The 21171-nt window shown below is 46.5% G+C and carries 20 protein-coding genes and 1 pseudogene; 3 read left to right on the forward strand and 18 right to left on the reverse strand.

Annotation, left to right across the window (positions count from 1 at the left end):
* Position 1 precedes the first annotated feature (1 nt).
* From C8J48_RS06685 to C8J48_RS06710, 6 genes are all read right to left on the reverse strand, one after another.
* Positions 2-583: an NAD(P)H-dependent oxidoreductase gene (locus tag C8J48_RS06685; RefSeq protein WP_107725539.1), complete on the reverse strand. Its 582-nt coding sequence runs from the start codon at positions 581-583 to the stop codon at positions 2-4.
* A 133-nt stretch (positions 584-716) separates the two neighbouring features.
* On the reverse strand, positions 717-1178 hold the full coding sequence (locus tag C8J48_RS06690; RefSeq protein WP_107725540.1) for a hypothetical protein: 462 nt from the start codon (positions 1176-1178) through the stop codon (positions 717-719).
* 255 nt (positions 1179-1433) lie between these two features.
* Positions 1434-2843: a protoporphyrinogen oxidase gene (hemY, locus tag C8J48_RS06695; protein WP_425430448.1), complete on the reverse strand. Its 1410-nt coding sequence runs from the start codon at positions 2841-2843 to the stop codon at positions 1434-1436.
* The gene (gene hemH, locus C8J48_RS06700; protein WP_107725541.1) at positions 2828-3763 is read right to left on the reverse strand and encodes a ferrochelatase; all 936 of its coding nucleotides are present in this window, start codon (positions 3761-3763) and stop codon (positions 2828-2830) included. Before hemH ends, hemY begins: the two co-directional genes overlap by 16 nt.
* 2 nt (positions 3764-3765) lie before the next feature.
* Positions 3766-4809 (reverse strand): uroporphyrinogen decarboxylase, encoded by a 1044-nt coding sequence (hemE, locus tag C8J48_RS06705; RefSeq protein WP_107725542.1) that lies wholly within the window; start codon positions 4807-4809, stop codon positions 3766-3768.
* A 111-nt stretch (positions 4810-4920) separates the two neighbouring features.
* Entirely contained in the window at positions 4921-5190 is a 270-nt protein-coding gene (locus tag C8J48_RS06710; RefSeq protein WP_107725543.1) for an acylphosphatase, read from the reverse strand.
* A 202-nt stretch (positions 5191-5392) separates the two neighbouring features.
* Here C8J48_RS06710 and C8J48_RS06715 point away from each other — a divergent pair, with 202 nt between their 5' ends.
* Positions 5393-6205 carry a carbonic anhydrase gene (locus tag C8J48_RS06715; protein ID WP_107725544.1) on the forward strand — a complete coding sequence of 271 codons (813 nt, stop codon included), beginning with the start codon at positions 5393-5395 and terminating at the stop codon, positions 6203-6205.
* Positions 6206-6247: 42 nt separating this feature from the next.
* On the opposite strand, the gene C8J48_RS06720 is transcribed toward C8J48_RS06715, so the two are convergent.
* Positions 6248-7321, reverse strand: coding sequence for a tyrosine-type recombinase/integrase (locus tag C8J48_RS06720; RefSeq protein WP_107725545.1), 1074 nt, complete (start codon positions 7319-7321; stop codon positions 6248-6250).
* Between the two features lie 78 nt (positions 7322-7399).
* Positions 7400-8572 (reverse strand): epoxide hydrolase family protein, encoded by a 1173-nt coding sequence (locus C8J48_RS06725; RefSeq protein WP_107725546.1) that lies wholly within the window; start codon positions 8570-8572, stop codon positions 7400-7402.
* Between the two features lie 150 nt (positions 8573-8722).
* Here C8J48_RS06725 and C8J48_RS18675 point away from each other — a divergent pair, with 150 nt between their 5' ends.
* Positions 8723-8878 (forward strand): hypothetical protein, encoded by a 156-nt coding sequence (locus tag C8J48_RS18675; RefSeq protein WP_170105225.1) that lies wholly within the window; start codon positions 8723-8725, stop codon positions 8876-8878.
* 374 nt (positions 8879-9252) lie between these two features.
* Here C8J48_RS18675 and C8J48_RS06730 read toward each other — a convergent pair.
* The 7 genes and pseudogenes from C8J48_RS06730 to C8J48_RS06760 form a co-directional block, all read right to left on the reverse strand.
* Positions 9253-9687, reverse strand: a pseudogene (locus tag C8J48_RS06730) (helix-turn-helix domain-containing protein); the annotation flags it as partial.
* Positions 9688-9817: 130 nt separating this feature from the next.
* The gene (locus C8J48_RS06735) at positions 9818-10411 is read right to left on the reverse strand and encodes a YdeI/OmpD-associated family protein (protein ID WP_107725548.1); all 594 of its coding nucleotides are present in this window, start codon (positions 10409-10411) and stop codon (positions 9818-9820) included.
* A gap of 344 nt (positions 10412-10755) precedes the next feature.
* Positions 10756-11139 carry a VOC family protein gene (locus C8J48_RS06740; protein WP_107725549.1) on the reverse strand — a complete coding sequence of 128 codons (384 nt, stop codon included), beginning with the start codon at positions 11137-11139 and terminating at the stop codon, positions 10756-10758.
* A 108-nt stretch (positions 11140-11247) separates the two neighbouring features.
* Positions 11248-11526, reverse strand: a complete 279-nt coding sequence (locus C8J48_RS06745; RefSeq protein WP_107725550.1) for an ArsR/SmtB family transcription factor — start codon at positions 11524-11526, stop codon at positions 11248-11250.
* A 258-nt stretch (positions 11527-11784) separates the two neighbouring features.
* Complete coding sequence (putP, locus tag C8J48_RS06750) at positions 11785-13251, reverse strand: sodium/proline symporter PutP (protein ID WP_107725551.1); 1467 nt, start codon at positions 13249-13251, stop codon at positions 11785-11787.
* A gap of 64 nt (positions 13252-13315) precedes the next feature.
* Complete coding sequence (pruA, locus tag C8J48_RS06755; protein ID WP_107725552.1) at positions 13316-14863, reverse strand: L-glutamate gamma-semialdehyde dehydrogenase; 1548 nt, start codon at positions 14861-14863, stop codon at positions 13316-13318.
* A 228-nt stretch (positions 14864-15091) separates the two neighbouring features.
* On the reverse strand, positions 15092-16486 hold the full coding sequence (locus tag C8J48_RS06760) for a sigma-54 interaction domain-containing protein (RefSeq protein ID WP_245891084.1): 1395 nt from the start codon (positions 16484-16486) through the stop codon (positions 15092-15094).
* Between the two features lie 203 nt (positions 16487-16689).
* Between C8J48_RS06760 and C8J48_RS06765 the strand changes: the two genes are divergently transcribed.
* On the forward strand, positions 16690-17610 hold the full coding sequence (locus C8J48_RS06765) for a proline dehydrogenase family protein (RefSeq protein WP_107725553.1): 921 nt from the start codon (positions 16690-16692) through the stop codon (positions 17608-17610).
* Positions 17611-17677: 67 nt separating this feature from the next.
* Here the strand turns inward: C8J48_RS06765 and C8J48_RS06770 are convergent, their stop codons facing one another.
* From C8J48_RS06770 to C8J48_RS06780, 3 genes are all read right to left on the reverse strand, one after another.
* The gene (locus C8J48_RS06770) at positions 17678-19630 is read right to left on the reverse strand and encodes a TRAP transporter permease (protein WP_107725554.1); all 1953 of its coding nucleotides are present in this window, start codon (positions 19628-19630) and stop codon (positions 17678-17680) included.
* Positions 19602-20066, reverse strand: coding sequence for a DUF1850 domain-containing protein (locus tag C8J48_RS06775; protein ID WP_170105227.1), 465 nt, complete (start codon positions 20064-20066; stop codon positions 19602-19604). Before C8J48_RS06775 ends, C8J48_RS06770 begins: the two co-directional genes overlap by 29 nt.
* 77 nt (positions 20067-20143) lie before the next feature.
* On the reverse strand, positions 20144-21100 hold the full coding sequence (locus tag C8J48_RS06780; RefSeq protein ID WP_107725556.1) for a TAXI family TRAP transporter solute-binding subunit: 957 nt from the start codon (positions 21098-21100) through the stop codon (positions 20144-20146).
* Between the last annotated feature and the right edge of the window lie 71 nt (positions 21101-21171).

The raw sequence follows: 21171 nt of genomic DNA on the forward strand, positions 1-21171 counted from the left end.
ACTATCTAACTTGTCCGCCCAATTTCTCAGCCTGTTCCAGCCATTGTTGAATCTGTTTTTCAGAAGCATGTCTAACGGAACATAGATTGGTAAATCGTACGGGACGAATGCCGCAAAATTGCAAGATCATCCGCTTGAAGCTGCGATGAGCGGGCATTCCGTTTATCCAACGATAATACCAGTAGGGGGCATCCATGGTTACGAAGACCCTGGCTGTGCGTCCTGTCAATAGGCGTTCCCAACCGCGTCCCTGTGGATGATACTGAAAAGCGAACCCAGGCAAAAAGACACGATCGATAAATCCTTTTAGCAGAGCGGGAGGCATGCCCCACCAGACGGGAAAGATCCATACGATATGGTTCGCCCATAGGATTGATTCCTGAGCGGTTACCAAGTCTTTTTCCAAAGGCACCGGTTGTTTGTAGCCATAAGCCAGGTTGGGGTCAAAGTCGAGCTTTCCAAGCTCCAATACACGCACCTGTCGGCCAGCAGCCTCGGCACCCCGTTGATATGCTTGGGCCAATGAGGATGAAAGGCTGTCCGAATGGGGATGAGCTTGAATAATTAAAATACGTTGGGGCAATCGGACTCCTCCTCCATAAGTGTTCCTCAGTCAGGGGCGTCAATCATGGCCCATTTCACCCTTTATTATATAAAAAAATGTTGCTCGAAGCACCTGGCCTTCGGGCAACATTACCATTTATGAAAAAAGCTTATCATCGGTATTCGATATAAGTGATTTCTTTTTTTAGCTCTCCCAATCCTTCCATCCCATGGAGGATGATAACAGGAATGATATCATCTTTGGTTGAATCGGATAAGGCGATGTTAACCAGTTTAATGTCATGATACACAAATGAAAAGTCGATGCGATGATTGGCATTACCGCTGTTAATCTCCTGATCTATCTTGCGCAGGTCGTTGCTCAATTGATTCAGTTTCTTGACCAATCCCTTTTTTCTCTCTTTGTTCAGTTTGTAGTTGGAGTAAAGTTCAATTGTCATCTTATAGGTATCCGCGATCTCGTTTAGAAGATATTGGCCCTTTTTATCTTTAAAATGCTGGATATACGACTGTGTCTGTTTTTGCTGATAGTATTGGTCTCCCAGCAAAGTAACACCAATAATGACAAGATAGATGAGCAAGGATCGCAGCAATGGTTTCCATTTGGCACGCACGTATTCCCCTCCCGTCTGTAGACGGTTTGTACCATATATATGGACAGGGGAGGAGGCTTATACCTTTTTGGTGGGTGAATCGAAGTGAGAAGACTTTATGACATCTGCACGACACACTCCATCTCTACATAGGCAGAGGATCGCTTGCCGGAGGGAACCACTTTACCTACTCCTTCCTCGCCCGACAACCCAAACGAAAAAGAATCATCTTAAGAAAAGGAAAACCGCCCCGGCGATATCGCCAGGGCGGTTGCTTTATCGTTGTAGGAAAGCCAAAGCATCATGGGCAGCGTGTTTGCCTTGGTCGATACAGTCGGGAATCCCAACTCCACTATAAGAAGCGCCCGCCCAAAAGATGCCGGGAAGGTGTTCTCGACTCCCCGCTCGAACCTGTGCCACCCACTCAGCATGCCCAGGGGTATACTGGGGCATTGCTTTTTTCCAACGAGTGACACGGGTAAAGAGGGGTTTATCCGTGATCCCCATGATTTGATTGATATCTTGTCGCACCGTCCCGACTATGGTCTCATCCGATTCATCGACGATCGCTTCATCCCCAGAGCGTCCCACATAGCAGCGAATCAAGGCTTTTCCGGCGGGAGTCGTATGGGGCCACTTTTGATGTGTCCAGGTGCAGGCGGTGATGGTGGTGGGCTCTCGCCGCGGCACCACAAATCCGGTTCCGTCCATTTCGAGGCGGGCATCTTCGGCATTGTAAGCCAGGATCACGTTAGCGACAGAAGTGGCGGGAGACGAATGGTGCGCTTTTAAAAAGTCGTATCGCGGAAAGAGTAAGTCTACTTCCGGTTGAGGAAGGGTGACGATAACGATGTCTGCGGCGATTGTTTCGCTGTAATCGGTCAGCAAATGATACCCATTCGCTTCTTTTTTTACTTCTTTTACCCGTATTCCTGTACGCATACTCCCAGGAGGCAAGGCGTTATCCAGTGCATCCACCAGGGATTGTAATCCATTCTTTAAGGTGAGAAAAGCCCCTTGTGGCTTGCCGCCATTGGCTTGAGGGGAGCGTGTCCGTTTCATCCCCAAGATGAGGCTGCGGTATTTCTCCTCGATCGCTGCAAATTGCGGAAAAGTAGCCTGTAAGCTTAAATGATCGATATTCCCAGCGTAGATCCCTGAGAGCAAGGGTTCAATCAGGTGATCCACGACTTCATCTCCCAATCGGCGCCGGAAAAAATGACCGACGGAGACATCGTCGTCATAGTTGCCCCGTGGCAGAATCAAATCCGCTGCGGCCCGCAATTTGGCGGCAGGGGAGAAAAGACGGGTGGTAACAAAGGGACTGAGACGGGTGGGAATTCCCATCACGGCTCCTTCCGGGATCGGCGTTAATCGGCCTCGGTGTAGGATATACGCTTGTCCGGTCTGATTGCGTACCAATTCTTTTTCCAATCCCAGATCTACAACCAATTGTTTGGCACTGGGTTTTCGCTCCAAAAAAGAGTCCGGTCCTTTTTCCATCACAAAACCATCGGTCCGCTCGGTGTCAATTTTCCCCCCTAAGCGCCGATCCGCTTCCAACAGTGTTAGTTGGGGAGTAAAACCCTGCTCTCTTGCCTCCCGCAGCAGATAATAAGCGGCGGAAAGACCGGTGATGCCTCCACCGAGGATGGCGATGCGCGGGGAATTCATCGATTTGTCCATCGGTCGGATACCACTTCCGCCAGACACGTGATAAATTCCGGCTCGGTATTGGGCATTGGGGGACGGTAGTAACGAGCTCCAATTTCATCACAGACGACTTTACACTCATAGTCGTTGTCATATAACACTTCCAGGTGATCAGCCACAAAACCAAGGGGGCAATAGATAAAGCCGGTATAGCCTTTTTCCCGGTGCAGATCGCGGGTTAGATCTTGTACATCGGGTCCCAGCCACGGTTCCGGGGTGTTACCGGCGCTCTGCCAACCGACGGCATATTGGTCGATTCCGGCGGTATCCGCCACTAAGCGGGCGCTCTCTTCCAACTGCTGCGGGTAAGGATCGCCTGCTTGAATGATTTTTTCCGGTAAACTGTGAGCGGAGAAAATGATACAGGTTTTTTCCCGCTCATCGCGAGAGAGGTTGGCGGTGATTTGACGGATGCCATTCGCCCAAAATTGGACATAGTGCGGATGTTGATACCAGCTCTCGACCGAATGGATACGGGGGCCACCCAGTGCCTCCGCTTCTTTTTGAGCACGGCCGTTGTAGGAGCGGATGCTAAAGGTGGAGTAGTGGGGAGCCAATACAATGCTGACGGCTTCCTCGATGCCGTCTTGGTGCATCTGGTGGACGGCGTCTTCTACAAAAGGATCGATATGTTTTAAACCGAGGTAGGTTTTAAATTGTACATCCTCATGAAGTTGATTAAGCCGCTCCTCTAATCGAGCCGCCTGCTCATCGGTGATGCGGGCAAGTGGCGAGATACCGCCAATGGCTTCATAGCGATCTTTTAGGTCTTGCAACAAATCTTGCGGTGGTTTCCGGCCATGGCGAATATGAGTGTAATAGGGTTCAATCTCTTCCGTGCTGCGCGGGGTGCCATAGGCCATGACCAACACCCCGATCGTCGGTTTGGTCACGATTACCCCTCCTTTCGTGAGTATTGATGGATAAACTGGGTCAGTCGTTGCAAGGTCTCCACTTTTACTTCAGGGAATGTTCCGTGTCCCAGGTTAAAAATATGGCCCGGATGCGCTTGACCTTGGTCCAGGATTTCCTTCGCTTTGGCTTCGATTTTCTCCCAGGGTCCTAGAAGTAGCGACGGATCTAGGTTTCCCTGCAAGGTTTTATGGATGCCGCGCCCACGGGCTTCCGGAATCGACGTACGCCAATCCAGTCCCAGCACATCGGTTGGGAGCTGATTCCACTCTTCCAACAGGTGCCCGGCACCGATTCCAAAGTAAATCGTCGGTACATCCGTCGTTTCCTTCAGTTCAGCAAAAATCCGTTGCATAACAGGCGCGACATAGGTGCGGTAATCTTCCTCATTTAAAGCTCCTACCCATGAATCAAAAATCTGAATAGCGTGGGCACCCGCTTGTACTTGGGCTTGGAGGTAGGAAATTGTCAAATCGCCCAACTTATCCATCAAACGTGTCCATGCCTCCGGTTGGGCATACATAAAGCCTTTGGTTTGGTGGTAGTTTTTCGAAGGGCCTCCTTCGATCATATAGCTGGCTAGGGTAAAGGGAGCACCGCCAAACCCGATCAAGGGGACGGTCAATTCCCGTCGCAATTGGCGAATAGACGCCATAATAAAGGGAACGTCGCTTTCGGGGTCCAGTTTACCCAATCGATTGACGTCTTCCACATGCCGGATAGGATTTGAAATGACCGGACCAATGCCGGAACGGATATCCACATCTACCCCGATCGGTTTGAGCGGCGTCATGATATCTGCAAATAGAATCGCCGCATCCACCCCTAGTTGGTCAACGGGTAAGCGGGTTACTTCCGCACATACTTCTGGGATTTCGTTCATTTCAAAGAAAGAGTATTTTTGCCGGATCGCACGGTATTCCGGCTGATATCGACCCGCTTGCCGCATATACCATACCGGCGTATAGGTGACCGGCTCTTGGTGACAGGCGCGGAGAAAAGTATCGTTAAAGGATTTTTGAGACATAGGGACACACCTTTCGTTAATTAGAACAACTCTAAATAAATGATACTTCTTATTTTGCCATAACGATAGAGAGATGAAAGGGTTAAGGGTTACAATCCCGTGTCCAATCCCTCAATAACGAATCCGAAAGTTTTCCAGCGATGGATCCCACTCTTTTTCTCGTATTTCCCAGTCACTTATATCGGAATAGCGAGACCCTTGTTTTGCCGTTTCGACAAAGAAGTCAAGCGCAGGCGAATCCGCTTGAGCCTCTTCAACACTCCCGTCATCTCGATTGCGCACCCACTCCTTCACTTGATAGTGGTTGGCTGTCTGTTGTACAAAAAATCGGAAACCCACTCCTTGCACTCGTCCATAAACGATCATATGAATGCGTCTCATACTATCCCTCCCGCTTCAGTTTTCCACGATCGCTTCCATCTCAATCCTCGAGAAATTTAAACATAAAGAGTACAAGACCTAGTGGATAAAGTTTTGCTAAGACTGTGATTAATTTTTTATTTAGGTCTTTCTATTTCCGAGATTTTTAGTATAATAAATAAGTCAACAAACCACATATCTTTTTAAAGAAGGGGAAATCAAGGTGAATAAGCGCAAACTTTCCTTTATCAAATCAGGCCTGATTTTGTCCGCCAGCTTTGCATTGGTTGTTGGATGCAGCAGTGCCAATGCCGGCAATCCTCAACAACAAGCGGAAACAAAGGAGGATGTGCACTGGTCCTATGAAGGAGAGAACGGACCGGAAAATTGGGGTAAGCTAAAGCCCGAATTTGCTGCCTGTGAAGAAGGGAAGGAGCAATCCCCGATCGATATCTCCGAATATAAACCGGCTGATCTTGTCCCGATTAAATTCGGTTACCATGCAGCCGACTGGGGAGTAGTTAACAACGGTCACACCATCCAGGCCAATATCGCTTCTCAAGACAATACGATTAAGCTGGACGGCACCACCTATACATTGCAACAATTCCATTTCCATACCCCCAGTGAGCACACGATTGACGGCAAACCGACCGATATGGAGCTCCACTTGGTGCACCAAGATAAAGATGGAAACTTGGCAGTCGTCGGTCTCATGATCAAGGAAGGGAAAGAAAACCATCAGCTGACCGCTGTTTGGGATAAAATGCCGAAAGAAGAGAGCAAAGAAGAAGTCGCGCTCGGCAAAAAGTTGGATGCAAGCGCATTGCTGCCCGACGATGCTAGCACATACCGCTATAAAGGCTCTCTGACGACACCTCCGTGCTCGGAAGGCGTCAACTGGTCGGTCGTAAAACAGCCGATCGAAATGTCCAAAGCACAAATCGATGCATTTAAAGAGATCTTCCCGATGAACAGCCGCCCCGTGCAGCCGGTCCATGAGCGGGAAATCCTTGAAGAAAAATCGGAGCAATAAGTAAAAATAAAAATGGTCCGTCTCTAATGAGACGGACCATTTTTATTCTAACCGGTCCAATGCGCCATCCTTCTCGGAGTTGATCACATGGGTATAGATCTGGGTGGTTTGGATACTGGAGTGTCCCAATATCTCCTGTACCACCCGTAGATTTTCACCATTGGAAAGAAGGCGGGTTGCCAGCGTGTGGCGCAATTTGTGCGGCGAAATATTGGCAGCCTTGGGAGGGAGGTTGGCTTCCCGTACATATTTTTGCAAGGCTTCATAGACACCCTTTCGACTGATGCGGCCACGGTTTTTATTGAGAAATAAAGCCTCTTGGTGCTCGGTTTGCAACCCGTTTCGCGGACGTTGTTCAAGGTAGCCGTGCAAGGCTTCCCAAGCGGGACGGTTTAGTTTCAGCATGCGCTCTTTTCCGCCTTTACCCAAAATGATAACTCTGGCAGTGTCGCCATCATGCTGGATGCTGTTCAAATTGAGGCCGACCAACTCAGACACACGCATTCCTGTGTTTAAGAAGAGGAGGAGAATGGATCGATCCCGATATTCGTACCAGGTTTGGGTGCGTCGTTTTTGTTTATTGTGATAGGTACTGACGGCATCGATCAGCCTCATGGCTTCTTCTCGAGTCAGAAAAACGGGTACTTTTTGCTGATGGCGAGAGCGAAGGGAGGCATCCTCATACTCTTGCATCGGATCACGATCCAGGACATCGGTTTTAAGGAGATAACGAAAAAGAGAGCGTAATGATGCCCGTTTCCGTCGCTTGCCGGAGCGTGAGTTTTCCCGAAAGTGTTTTCTTTCCACCCATTCCTTGCGAGTCTCACCGGTTACAGGATCTTTTTTCGTGATTTGCACCTGAATCGTCCGTTCATAGCCGTTTTCAATGTGGCGAAAAAAGCGTTTAATCTCCTTGGGTGTGATATCTTCCAGCTCCAAGTTTCGGCTGGCAAGAAAATCAAAGAAGAGGGAGAAGTCATAAGCATAATTGGCGATGGTTTGCGGAGAACGATCCGCACTGATCATTTCATGGAAAAATTCCTGCACGTCTTCAGGAAACGCAACAATGATGCGATTAATGTTTTCCGGTAATCGTCGCGAAAATACTTCCGCCACCGTGCTCACTCCATCATTTTGTAACGTTGTCTCTATTATATATAGCACGAATCATACGAAAATACCACGATAATGGAGTTAAACACCATACTTAAGACTTTGAAAAAATCTCCGAACATCTTCAACAAAGCATCCCGGCTGCTCCATGGCGAAAAAATGTCCAGCTTGTGAGCTTTCAGTCCAGTGTATAATATGATGATCTCTTTCAGCAAATCGCCTTATGGTCGTATCATGAGAGCGAGATACCAGAACTCCGGTTGGTACGGTACCGCGACCTTTGGCTATCCAAGCCGATTCATCGTGCATAGACTCATAATAGATTTGGGCGGAAGAGCCGGAAATTCCAGAAAACCAGTAGATACTAATATTCGTCAGCAGCCTGTCACGATCGATCGTTTCCTCAGGCAAAGCTTCCTCTGGGTTTGTCCACTTTTTAAAGATCTCAATAATCCACGCCAATTGACCGACCGGTGAATCATGAAGTCCGTAAGCGAGAGTTTGAGGGCTCTTGGACTGAATTTGCAAATATCCATCATTGAAAGTTTCCAATCTTTTTAAGCGCATTTGCTCTTCCGCTGTCAAGCCATCCATTTCATGTTCTTCTCCTGAAGGAAAGGTCATCAAGGCATTTAAGTGGATTCCTATCAGACGTTCCGGTGCAAGATGTCCCATTTCAGGCGCTATAAAAGCGCCAGAGTCGCCACCCTGCACTCCAAACTTATCGTAACCCAGGAGATCCATCAATTGCACAAACACTTTTGCGATTTTACCTGGCGTCCATCCAGGTTCATTTAAAGGTGTAGAAAAGCCGAAGCCGGGTATGGATGGAATAATCAGATGAAAGGCTTCAGACGATTCACTACCATGTGAACGAGGATCGGTTAAAGGGCCGATTACATCCAAAAACTCCACAAAAGATCCAGGCCATCCATGTATGAGCATCAGCGGAGTCGCTGCCGGTTCCGGAGACTTGATATGAATAAAATGAATGTTTTGACCCTCAATATTCGTGATGAATTGTGGAATTTTGTTTAGCTGCTCTTCATGAGCGCGCCAATCATAATGATGTTGCCAGTAATCGGTAAGCTCTTTCAGATAAGGGAGCGGCACACCTCGTTCCCATCCAGTTTTTGGCGAATTTTCAGGCCAGCGGCTGTGGTTTAACCGTTCCAGCAGATCGACGTATTCTTTTTGGGATACTTCAATACGAAAGGGATGAATGGCTGGTGAATGCATATTTTTACTTGTCATACAAAAGCTCCTCTCTTAATCAAAGTCATTAATCTGATTCAAAGTTTAAAACAACAATTATGACAGCTTATATGTCAGGATTGAAAAAATGCATAGAAACAATGCGAATGAAAATAATGAATGTGAGATTAAACGTTTGGAGGGAATCCCATGAAAGAGAAAAAGGAGCACCAACAGAGTCCTAAGGTGGCACCGGGAATGGATGACAGCGAGGAGTTGGAACAAGAAGCGACCCGCGAAGAGGTCGAGCGCGGAGAAAGCACAGATGTGACCACATTGTCGTATGATGAGGTGGGTCCTAGTTAATTCTCTCGGTTTGATAAGGAATAACGGAACATGCCCAAAAAGTAGTTCATCCGATATCTCGCTTCGCCCGTAAGCCCGAATTTATGGTCCTTTTATCTTCAAATAACTTCACAAAACAATGATTTTGTTACGTTGTATAGAAAAGCTCAAGATGCTCACGCGCGAGAGCCCTTTCGAGACATACTAAAAATGAAAATTGCAGAGGGTGTAATCATACTATCGTAAAAATAAAACCGGCTTAAACGGCGAATTTGGGCTCCTAATTTTTAGGAGTTAATTGGAAAATAAAAGCCGATTGAGGTTAAGATACACATCGGATCAGTCAGATGGTGATCTCCTTCATCACGAGAAACCTTCGTAAACAATTCCATATCTTATGCCCCACGGTTGATATGAGACAAATACTCAAATGCAGTTATTCCATAAACGCTTTTAAAATGTTTGTTCAAATGGGTAAGATCAACAAAGCCGCATTCTGCTACTACTTCATATATATCACCGGTTTTCTCTATCAGTTGCTTTGCGTGTTCAATCTTAGAGTTCAGAAAATATTGGTATGGTGATATTCCGGTTTGTGCCTTGAATGATCGGATAAACTGATACTTCGATATCCCTAGTTTTCCACTGATCTCATCAAGCCTTAGGACATTTTTCAGATTGCCATGGAGCAAATCCTTCGCTTTTTCGATAAAGGTGTTGTCTTTCGCGCAATCAGTGAAAAAATCCGTTTCGACAAGGCTGGCGGTAAGGGACAAGAGCAATTCACTGCACAATAAAGATGCAATATTCATGAGGATACTCCCTTTCAAGCATTCTCATGCAACAATACACCTTCAGGTTCAATGGCATATAGTATATTATTGCAGGATTGCTGAAAGCTTCAGTGACATGTGGCATATAATGCAAGTTCTTGTCCACCGACAATTGTCATCGAACAACCTAATCATTCAATCCCTTTCCATTAAGAATTTGCTGCATGTATTTTTCAACCCTTGACTCTCGCGTTTTGGATTGTTTGGGCTTAGAAAAATAATGAATGTATGCTCGTTGCCGTCCCGGCGTCAATGCTTCAAAAGCGCTTTTCAAGGCAGGGATTTCTTCGAATTTATTTTGAAGCTCTTCAGGAATTATAAATTCTGTCGTATTCTTAAATTTCACTTTCAAACCCGCTTTTTCAACTTCAATGGCTTCATAAATATAGGCTTTCAAGATGGTTTCCATTTCAACGATTTCTTGAACATTGGTGAATCGAATCTGGCGCGCCGCCTGTACATTCTCTGTTTGTTGGATTAGAATCCCATGGGCATCCTGTAACAAGGCACCTTTGTGAAAAAGAAGCGCACAATATTCTTTAAACCCATGTATCAAAACGATGTTTTTCTTCTCGAACGTGTAACAAGGATGCATCCACTTAAATTCTTCGGTCAGCTCACAATCAAGAGCGATATTTCTCAACTTCTCATATTCCGCCCTCCATTTATTAGCTTTACTTAAAAATTCGTCGACCTTAGGATTCAATCTACTCTTTGTCATCAAGACACACCCCTCATCAATTTTTCGTTTAGCTGACAGTCAATCAATCTACTCTTTGTCATAATCATGGTATCTTATTGATGTTAGATATTATCACCAATATTGTCCATCTTATCAGAAAGATGAAATAAGAGCTTTCGATAAAAAAAACCTCATCAATATAAGAATCGGCACCTTCTTATTCTGTTAAAACATTGTAATCTCATATAATACCTTATAAATGTATAACCCCATCCTAAAATAGGACAGGGTTAACATAAAGTTGATTCATTTTTGATAAAAAACACTTCACCGATCTTAAAACTTGCCAATAAGTCGTTTTGTACGGTTACTTCGTCATGAAGTTACTTCTGCACGATCTGAATAAGGTTTCCGCATGTATCGTCGAAGACAGCTATTGTGATTTTACCCATTTCTGTGGGCTCCATAGTAAACTTCACGCCTTTTTCCAGTAATCGTTTGTACTCGTTACGGATATCTGCAACGCCAAACATTGTTGCTGGGATGCCATCGGCAAATATCTTCTTTTGATACTCTTTGGCGGCGGGATGGTCATTTGGTTCGAGTAAAAGCTCAGTACCGTTCTGATCATTGGGAGAAACAAGCGTTATCCACCTAAATTCTCCGACTGGAACATCCTCCTTTTTTACAAACCCCAGCTTTTCTGAATAAAACTCCAGTGCCTTGTCTTGATCTTGTACGAATATACTGGTAACAACGATTTTCATATTGTTGCCTCCTTTGTTATTTGTAACGCATGGTGCTGTGCTAACAATCGGGTTGCACGCAAAACATCCCAAACATTCCTCAGAAAGTCCTGTTCTGAAATTATAAAATTACTCTATCCATCCTGTCAGTATGTGTTTAAGTGGTTCGTTGTTAAACATAAGTACTCGATATTTTCCCTTTCGTTTTGATTTTACGAGCCCTGCATCTTCTAATGTAGTAAGATGTTTAGCGATCGCCTGTCGCGAAATGGAAAGGTTGTGCTTCATAATGAGTCGGGCCGTAAGTTCATACAACGTCAGCTCGTTGCGTTCGGATAGTTCGTCTAGTATAAGCCGACGAGTCGAGTCGCCAAGCGCTTTGAAGATAGCGTCTTTGTCCCAATTCATATATCAAGTATAAGCAACTTTACGGTTGCTGTCAATAATAAGTAACCATAGAGTTGCGTAATAAAGGAATCATATCATGCAACCTTAACAAAGTCAGACCTGTTTCCTTTCGTCGCTTTTGAAGATTATTTTCAGTAAATTCAATTTGATCTGTCAATCCGCCCACCATACACTGCAAAAACCGCCAGTCTTGATACAAGACTGGCGGTTTTTGCAGTTAAGGAGGCAGGGTTTGTCCCCCTCCCCCTCCCCTTCAAATTAGATGTTGGTCTGTTTTACTGCTTTCTCAAATTCTGCCTCCATCTCATCCGTCGGCTTCGAGGTTAATAACGTAACGATGACAATCGCAATCGTACAGGCGATAAAGCCGGGAATCATCTCATAAATCTCATTGAAAGCTTCGATCTGATCCCAGATGATTACGGTAATGGCTCCAACCAATATACCAGCTAGCGCTCCCCACCTATTCATACGCTTCCAGTACAGGCTGAGCAAGATCACAGGGCCAAAGGCAGAACCAAACCCTGCCCACGCGTAGCCAACCAGGTTTAGAATGGTTTCATTCGGGTTAAATGCCAAATAAAGCGCAACCAATGCTACTCCCAACAGTGAGAGGCGTCCGGTCAATACCAACTCTTTGTCAGATGCCGAACGGCGGAAAAACGTCTTATAAAAATCTTCGGTTAGAGCACTGGCTGTAACCAACAATTGTGATGAAATCGTACTCATGATCGCAGCTAAGATTGCAGCCAACAAAAAGCCGGTGATCAATGGGTGGAATAAAACTTGTGAAAGGACAATAAATACGGTCTCAGGATTTTCCAACGACTGCGGGTATTGATTAAAGTAAGCGATTCCAACCAACCCGGTAAACATTGCCCCGACGATGGAGAAAATCATCCACCCCATCCCAATACGACGGGCTTTTTTCATTTCCTTAACCGAATCGATCGCCATAAACCGCACAACGATATGGGGTTGGCCAAAGTATCCCAAGCCCCAGGCCATTAGCGAAATAATACCAACAACACTGGTTCCTTTAAAGATATCCAACAATGCCGGATCGATCGAGTGAATCTCATCAAAGGTGGGGTTAATTCCTCCCGTCTGGGTGAAAGCGACGATGGGAACAAGAATCAGTGCAAGAAACATGATCGTGCCTTGTACAAAATCCGTCCAACTAACCGCGAGAAATCCACCGAATAAGGTATACAGGATGACAACACCAGCCGTAATCCATACTCCCCATCCATACTCCAGACCAAAAGTGCTTTTAAAAAGCTCGCCCCCGGAAACCATCCCTGATGACGTATAGAAAGTGAAAAAGATGACAATTACCAAGGCAGATACGATTCGTAGGCTTCCGGTGCTGTCTTTAAATCGGTTTTCAAAATAATCCGGAATTGTAATGGAGTTATTTGCTATTTCTGTATAAGTCCGAAGTCTGGGAGCTACATATAGCCAGTTTAGATACGCTCCTACAGTCAATCCAATCACAATCCAGCCACTACTCAATCCAGTGGCATACATCGCGCCGGGTAGTCCCATTAACAGCCAACCACTCATATCGGATGCCCCTGCGCTTAAGGCTGTAACAGCCGATCCGAGATTCCTTCCCCCAAGCATATAGTCAGAAAGATTGTGCGTCCGTTGATAGGCATAATAGCCGATGCCGAGCATAACGAGAAAATACATCGCAATTGCAATGATCAACTCATACTCCATGCGCCTTCCCTCCTATGATGAAAGATGAATGAAAGGCCGTGCCGTACAGCACGACCTCTTATGGTTAAAATCGTTCGGTGACCACTTTTGGCTGTACAAAGTTTAAGAGATAATCCTGCCCGCCCGCTTTTGAGTCGGTTCCAGACATATTGAATCCGCCAAAAGGCTGAACACCGACAAGCGCTCCCGTACATTTGCGGTTGAAATACAGATTTCCGCACATCATCCGCTTGCGCGCATATTCCAAGCGGCGACGATCTTGGCTGAACACACTTCCGGTAAGGCCGTACTCGGTATCATTATAAACATCGATCCCCTCTTCAAAGCTGGAGACCTTACAAATTGCAAGGACGGGCCCAAAGATTTCTTCCTGCATAATCCGGGAATGACGGGTGCAGTTTTCAAAGATGGTCGGTTCAATATAATATCCTTTGGAATCGTCAGCGCTTCCGCCCAAAAGCAAGTGAGCCTCTTTTTTGCCGATTTCGATGTAACTAGTTACTTTTTGGAATGACTTGTCGTCGATGACTGGTCCAACTGCATAGTTTTCCTCCGGTGCGCCCATTTTCAGTTTTTTCGTTTGAGCCACCACTTTTTCCACCAATTCGTCATAGACATCTTCATGAATAATAGCACGGGAACCGGCCGAACACTTTTGTCCCTGGAATCCGAATGCAGACGCCACAATTCCCTCTGCCGCAGCATCCAAGTCTGCGGTCTCATCCACTACGATTCCGTCTTTGCCGCCCAGCTCTGCCACGACGCGCTTTAGCCACCGCTGTCCATCAACTTTGCGATGTGCATACTCATCAATGTGATTCCCAGTCGCCTTCGATCCGGTAAAAGAGATAAAGCGAGTATCACGGTGACCCACCATCAGATCCCCGATTTCCTCCGGATGGCCAGGGATAAAGTTAATTACGCCACTGGGCAAATGGATTTCTTTCATGATTTCCACAAATTTTGCTGCCATGACGGAGGATTGCGGCGCAGGTTTCAGCAGTACCGTATTCCCCGTCACAATTGCAGAAGCGGTCATCCCCGTTATGATTGCCAGCGGGAAGTTCCACGGCGGAATGACAATCCCAACACCCAGCGGAATGTATTCTAAGCGATTGTCTTCCCCAGGATAAGGATGTAACTCCTGACCTTGGCCGAGGCGAATCGCTTGGTGTGCATAAAACTCAAGAAAATCAATTGCTTCAGCGACATCCGCATCCGCTTCCGCCCAATTTTTTCCTGATTCCAAAATTTGCCACGCGCATAGCTCATGCTTACGACGCCGCATAATGGCTGCCGCTTTCACCAAATACATGGCACGCTCCTCAAAAGAAGTGAATTGCCATGAATCAAATGCCTGGGTAGCAGCCTGGATCGCCTCTTTGATCATCGCAGCGTTCGCCTGACTGATATAACCGATCACTTCCTGATGTTTGGCCGGATTGACTGACTTTTCAAGCGTTTCGCTTTCAATATCCTTGCCGCCAATCCAAAGCGGATACGTTTGTTCCAGTTGGGATTTCACCTTTTGCAGTGCTTGGGTCATCTTTTGTTTGTTCTCTGGTAATGAATAATCCAAAAACGGTTCATTTTGAAAAGGGATCAGGGTCATGAATACATCCTCCTTTATCAGATAAACGTGAACCCAATAGATTCCACGCGTTATTTATTTATATAAACAAGATTCATGCCAATCCTTTGTTATCCTCCTGATTCCCCTACGATTACCCCTAAACAAGGATGGTTTTATAAGAAGAGCCAAGGATTCCGTCCATAATTGAACAACATTGTTTATCGATTGTTCAAGTGAATGTCTATGAGTGTTTAATTTGAGAGAGAACTAAAGCTCATATCGTTTTAAATAATGATAAAGCGTTCCACGGGAAATCCCCAACTCCTTTGCAGCTGCGGATTTATTGCCATATGTCTGATGTAGTACCCGTTTTAATTCTTCCTTGGATACATGTTTTCGACGGTGTTGGTTTAAAGCAGAAAGACTGGGTTTTAGCGTATAACTAGACTGAACATGGTCGATAGAGATCCCTGGTCGATCGACTCGGATCTCTTCTGGTAAATGCTCGATATGAGCCTGACCATCTACGGCCAGGATCACGAGCCGCTCCATCGTGTTTCGTAATTGCCGAACGTTTCCCAGCCATTCATACTGCATTAAATGAATCATCATCTCTGAACTTATTTCTGGTATAACCCGGTTATATTTCGCAGAAAACTCTCTCAAAAAGCGTTGCACCAAGAGTGGAATATCTTCCAGGCGCTCCCGCAAAGGTGGAATCCTTAGGTTGACGACATTTAATCGATAATAAAGATCCTCCCGAAATCGCCCCTGCCGCACTTCTTCAAGCAAGTTCCGGTTGGTCGCCGCAATGATTCGGATCGATACACGGACTGGTTTGTCAGCACCAATGGGATAAAAGCTTTTTTCCTCTAACACGCGCAATAACTTTACTTGCATCTCCAAAGGCATTTCGCCTACCTCATCCAGGAATAACGTTCCGCTATCCGTCAAGGCCAGCTTCCCTTCCCGTCCTTTTCGGTCAGCTCCCGTAAAGGAGCCAGGTACATATCCGAACAGTTCGCTCTCAAATAATGGAGCCGGGATCGCACCACAGTTGATGGCGATAAAAGGCCCGTCTGCACGCAAGCTGGAGTGATGAATGGCATGTGCAAACAATTCCTTTCCCACCCCTGAATCTCCGGTCAAGAGAATGTTGGCATCGGTTTTCGCCACTTTTTGCGCCATCTGGATGCTCTCTTGGATCGCGGCGCTTCTGCCGCAGATACGATCCCATAGCCGGTTATCTCGCTGTACAGCAAAACCTCCCCCCTCTTCATCCCCGTGGTTTGAACTCTGCATCAACTCGTGCCCCAACCTTACGATCTGCGTCACATCCCGTTCCGTTGAGATTGCACCTCTGATTTTTCCATTTTCGATAAGCGGAACGGTATGGATCAACACATGTAGATTCGGATTTGGCTCATGATAAGCGTTGCGGATGGGAACACCATCCGCCAACACACGCTGTACCATAAGGGACTTCCATGGAAAATCCAAGATCGATTTTCCGATAATTTCGTCAGCAGGTATTTCATAAAGCCGCTCTGCCGCTTTGTTCCAATAACGGACGATCGCTTTTTCATCCACAATGGTGACTGCTTCCTCCACGCTTTGCAATAAGGTGTTTAACAACAAGGTGTTAGACATTTTCTGCGCCATCCGACCATCCTCCATTGAAAGGATTGGAATCTCGCCATATACCGAACATTAATGAACACTTTTGTTTAAATTTTAATGCATTTTAACACACTTGTCCATTTCATCCCATGATCTCCTTTTATATCGAGAACTAGCCGATGGCATGATTATTGCTACTTATTTTTGTGAGTGATGGACTTTAATCGTGACGGAGGATGATCAGAATGGAAGCAATCATGCGAAATCTATTTTTAACCATGGCAAAAAGCCAAACCGCCAACCGCTTAGCCAAACGATATGGATTACGTTTTGGCGCGCAACGGTTTGTAGCTGGAGAATCGATCAAACATGCGGTTAAAACCACACAACAATTAAACGACCAAGGATTGAAAGTAACCTTGGATCACTTGGGTGAATCCGTCTATACCCGTGACGAGGCTGCACAGGCGACCGCTGATTGTATCCAGACGCTAGACGTTGTTAAGGAAGCGAATCTGGATATGTATTTATCCATTAAACTGACCCAATTGGGATTGGATATCGATGAGAACCTTTGCTATGATCATGCGAGAAAGATTGTATCACGGGCGGCAGAAAATGGTTATTTTGTCCGGATTGATATGGAAGATTACGCCCACAATGCGACAACATTTCGCTTGTTTCACAAACTCCACGCTGAATTCCCCAATCAGATCGGGTTGGCAATCCAAGCTTGTTTGCATAAAAGTAAACAAGATCTCGCTGAATTAGGAAAGAAGGGTGTCAATGTTCGCCTAGTAAAAGGTGCCTACAAGGAGTCCTCAGAAGTTGCCTTTCCTGATAAGACGGATGTGGACAAACAGTTTATCGACCTTCTTGAACAACATCTGACCAGTGGGAGTTTTACGGCCATTGCCACCCACGACGAAACCGTTATTCATCACATCAAACAATTTATAGAGAAACAGGATATCCCAAAAGAGCGATATGAGTTTCAGATGCTTTATGGCATTCGGACACAATTGCAACTGAATCTGGTGAAAGAAGGGTATCCTGTTCGTGTCTATGTGCCATTTGGGACCGATTGGTATGCCTATTTTATGCGGCGGTTAGCTGAGCGCCCCGCTAATGTCAGCTTTGTACTGCGATCGATGTTTAAGAAGTAAATGCTATATGATGAAAAACACCCGCTAAGGTTGCGGGTGTTTTTCCTAGAAATATAAATGGTTAAAATCACGCCGGCAGGATTCTCTCGCTCCCCTTCCCTTTTTTGCGCCATTGCCACAACAGGGTGATTGCAGCAACCAAAACCCCGATCAGGTCGGTTATCCAATTGGGTTGAATCAATAGTATCGCACATACGACCAAAGCGAGCCGCAATACAACCGACACCGGAGCGAATAGATATCCTTCTAAGGCAGTACCCAACATCAGCACGCCCAGGACAGCCGTAAGGATCACCATGATGCTTTCGCTCCAATCTGCATTTACTAACAGCAGCTGATCGGAATAGACAAACATAAAGGGTACGATAAATCCGGCTGCTGCCAATTTCAGGGCCTGTAGCCCTGTCTTCATCGGTTCTCCCCTTGAGATACCGGCAGCAGCGAATGCAGCCAGTGCAACGGGCGGGGTTATATTGGCAAAGATGCCGAAATAAAAGACAAACATATGCGCCACCAATGGCTCCACTCCCATCTGCAGTAAAGCGGGTGCAGCCATGGTGACGGTAATCACATAGGCGGGAATGGAGGGTACGCCCATTCCTAACACAATCGACGCCAGCATCGTAAATACTAAGGTAAGGAAGAGAGAGCCACCACCAAATTCAATAATGCCGCCAGCCAGATTAAGGCCAAAACCGGTAAGTGCAGCCACACCGACGATAATACCAACCACTGCACAAGCCATGGCTACACCTATTGTCGCCCGGGCCCCTGTCTCCAGGGCATCCAACAGATCACCAATCCCCATCCGGGTGGTTTTACGCAGAGACGCCACACCGATGGTAACTAAAATGGTCCAAAAAGCGGAGTACAAGATGGTGACACTGGAGAAAAACAAGAGATAAATCAAGAACAACAACGGAATCAAAAGATGCCCCCGCTCTTTCATCACATCTTTTACCCGGGGAATTTCCTTCTTTGGAATTCCTGTCAACCCTAAGCGCTCGGCGCGAAGGTGAACCTGTGTCAATACGCTCAGGTAAAATAGTAGTGCCGGCAACAACCCAGCCAAGGCGATTGTTCCATAACCGATGCCTAAGGTCTCAGCCATGATAAACGCCGCGGCTCCCATAATCGGTGGTAGCACCTGACCGCCTACGGATGCGCTGGCTTCCACGGCTCCGGCAAAATTGCGATCATAACCGATTTTTTTCATCAGCGGAATAGTAAACGCGCCGGTGGATACCACGTTGGCAATGGCCGAACCGTTGATGGAGCCCATAAATCCGCTGGATAAGACCGCCACTTTGGCCGGCCCACCCTTAGAAGAGCCCGCCAACGCCAAAGCCAAGTCATTAAAAAACTGACCCATCCCTGATTTGGCCAGAATCGAGCCAAACAGGATAAATAAGAAAATATAGGTGGCAGAGACACCGATAGCAGTGCCATAGATCCCCTCCAGCCCCATAAACATATAGGCAAGGGTATCCTCCCAGCTGTAGCCACGGTGAACAAAGGCGTCGATCGGAATCTCTCGCCCGTACACCCCATAAAGTACAAACAGAATCGCCAACACCGGCAATCCCCACCCGATGACACGCCGGGCACCCTCCAGCACCAACAGCACGGTGATGATGGAAAGCCATAGATCTATATCATTGTAAAGCGTTGTACCACGTTGAACCAAATCCGTATAATTAATAACAATATAGGCCCCCGTAACTAGACCAATACCAGCCAAAATCCCGTCAAACCACGTCAAACGATTGCGCGGACTTTTGCTGCGCATGGGATAGAGTAAAAACACCAGAGCCAGCATCACCGCCAGATGGACGGCGCGATGGGGATAGGTATTCAGAACGGGAAAGGCGGAGGTGTACAAATGGTATAACGATATTCCGATAGCTAGAACGCTAACCACCAACGCAGGCCAACGGGAGTCAAAAACCCGATATTTCGATTCCTTGTCGTACTTTTCCAAGACTGCTTGATTATCCGTTTGTACTTGGGGTGTTTTCATCGGGTTCACCTCCATCTTGAATCAGTAACCAAAAACGTGGGTATGTTTCGATCCGCACCTGTAGCGGTCGGTGATGCGCTACCCTTTGCTTTAGATTGAAAAGATGCCCCTCTACTTCTAACCGATACTCAGCTTTAGTAGAATAGCGAAAGATTAACGCGGGATCGGAGCGATCCATCCCGCGCATGATCACCCAGCCGTCGCGATTGACCACCTCTGCCGCCTCTACATCGACACCGGCGCCAAAGGATTTCACTCGTACTTCCCGCAACCAAAACTGTTTTTCACGGACCGTGTACTCTTCCACCCAGGGCGTTCGCTCAATGGAATGGATCCACGACAGACGTACCGTTTGACTTTCTTCTACCGGCACTCGAAAATAAACTTCTTCTGTTTCTACATCACGAACCTGTAACATATGCAATGGCCACAACAACCAAGCGCATCCCAGTAAAAGAACCATTCCCCCCATCCAAACGCGGAGCGATGAAAGCGAGAATATGAACAGCCTGCTTACTTTCCGATTTCCTTAAAGTATTTTTCCGCACCGGGATGAACGGGAATCGGGATGCTTTCCTGCGCGGTTTCCAGATTGATTTCCTCTGCCGCATGATGGGATTGATGAATCGGATCCAGGTTTTCAAACAAAGTTTTGGTCAATTGATAGACGCTTTCTTCGTCCATATCTTTTTTCACCACTAACAAATTCATAATGGTCGCAGTCGTAATCTCCTCTTTATTTCCGTACGTATCTTTTGGAATGACTCCCTCAGCATAGTAAGGATACAACTCTTGCAGTTTTTTCATCCCTTTCCCTTCGATAGGGACTACCTTTACTTTTTTGGTAGTACCCAAATCGGTAACGGATGGATTAGGAAGCCCCGAGGTGACAAAAGCCGCGTCCACAGTGCCGTTTTTAATGCCATCAATCGCTTCTGCATAAGAGAGAAAATCTTCTTTAAAATCATCATATGACAGATCATAAGCTTCCAAAATAGCCCGTGCATTTAACTCCACTCCGCTGTTGGGAGCACCAACGCCAACTCGTTTTCCCTTCAGGTCTTCCACTGTTTCGATCCCTGATCCTTCCGTCGTCACGATTTGCACAAAATTGGGATATAAGGATGCGATCGCCTGAAACGACTCCACCTTGCCGTCAAAGGGGTCCGCTCCTTCATAAGCCTGAGTGGCCGCATCTCCCATCACAATGGCCAGCTCCGCCCGATCCTTATCCAGTAGGTTGATATTTTCTACAGAAGCTCCCGTAGCCTGCACCGACGACTGAGCATCCAACTCCTGTTCATACAGCTTACCGAGTGCGGCGCCTAATGGATAATACACCCCGGATTGACCACCGGCAGCAATGGTTAGGAACAGCTTATCTCCCCCTCCCCCATCACTGCTACATGCCGCTAACGCCGGTGTTACGATCAACAGCAATACACAAACCCAAGCCCATCTTTTTTGCATCAACACAACCTCCCTATGATTGAAAACGCTATCATATCTTTTTATTATAATAAAGGAGATTCATCGCGGTA

This window comes from Desmospora activa DSM 45169 (assembly GCF_003046315.1).
Lineage (GTDB): Bacteria > Bacillota > Bacilli > Thermoactinomycetales > DSM-45169 > Desmospora > Desmospora activa.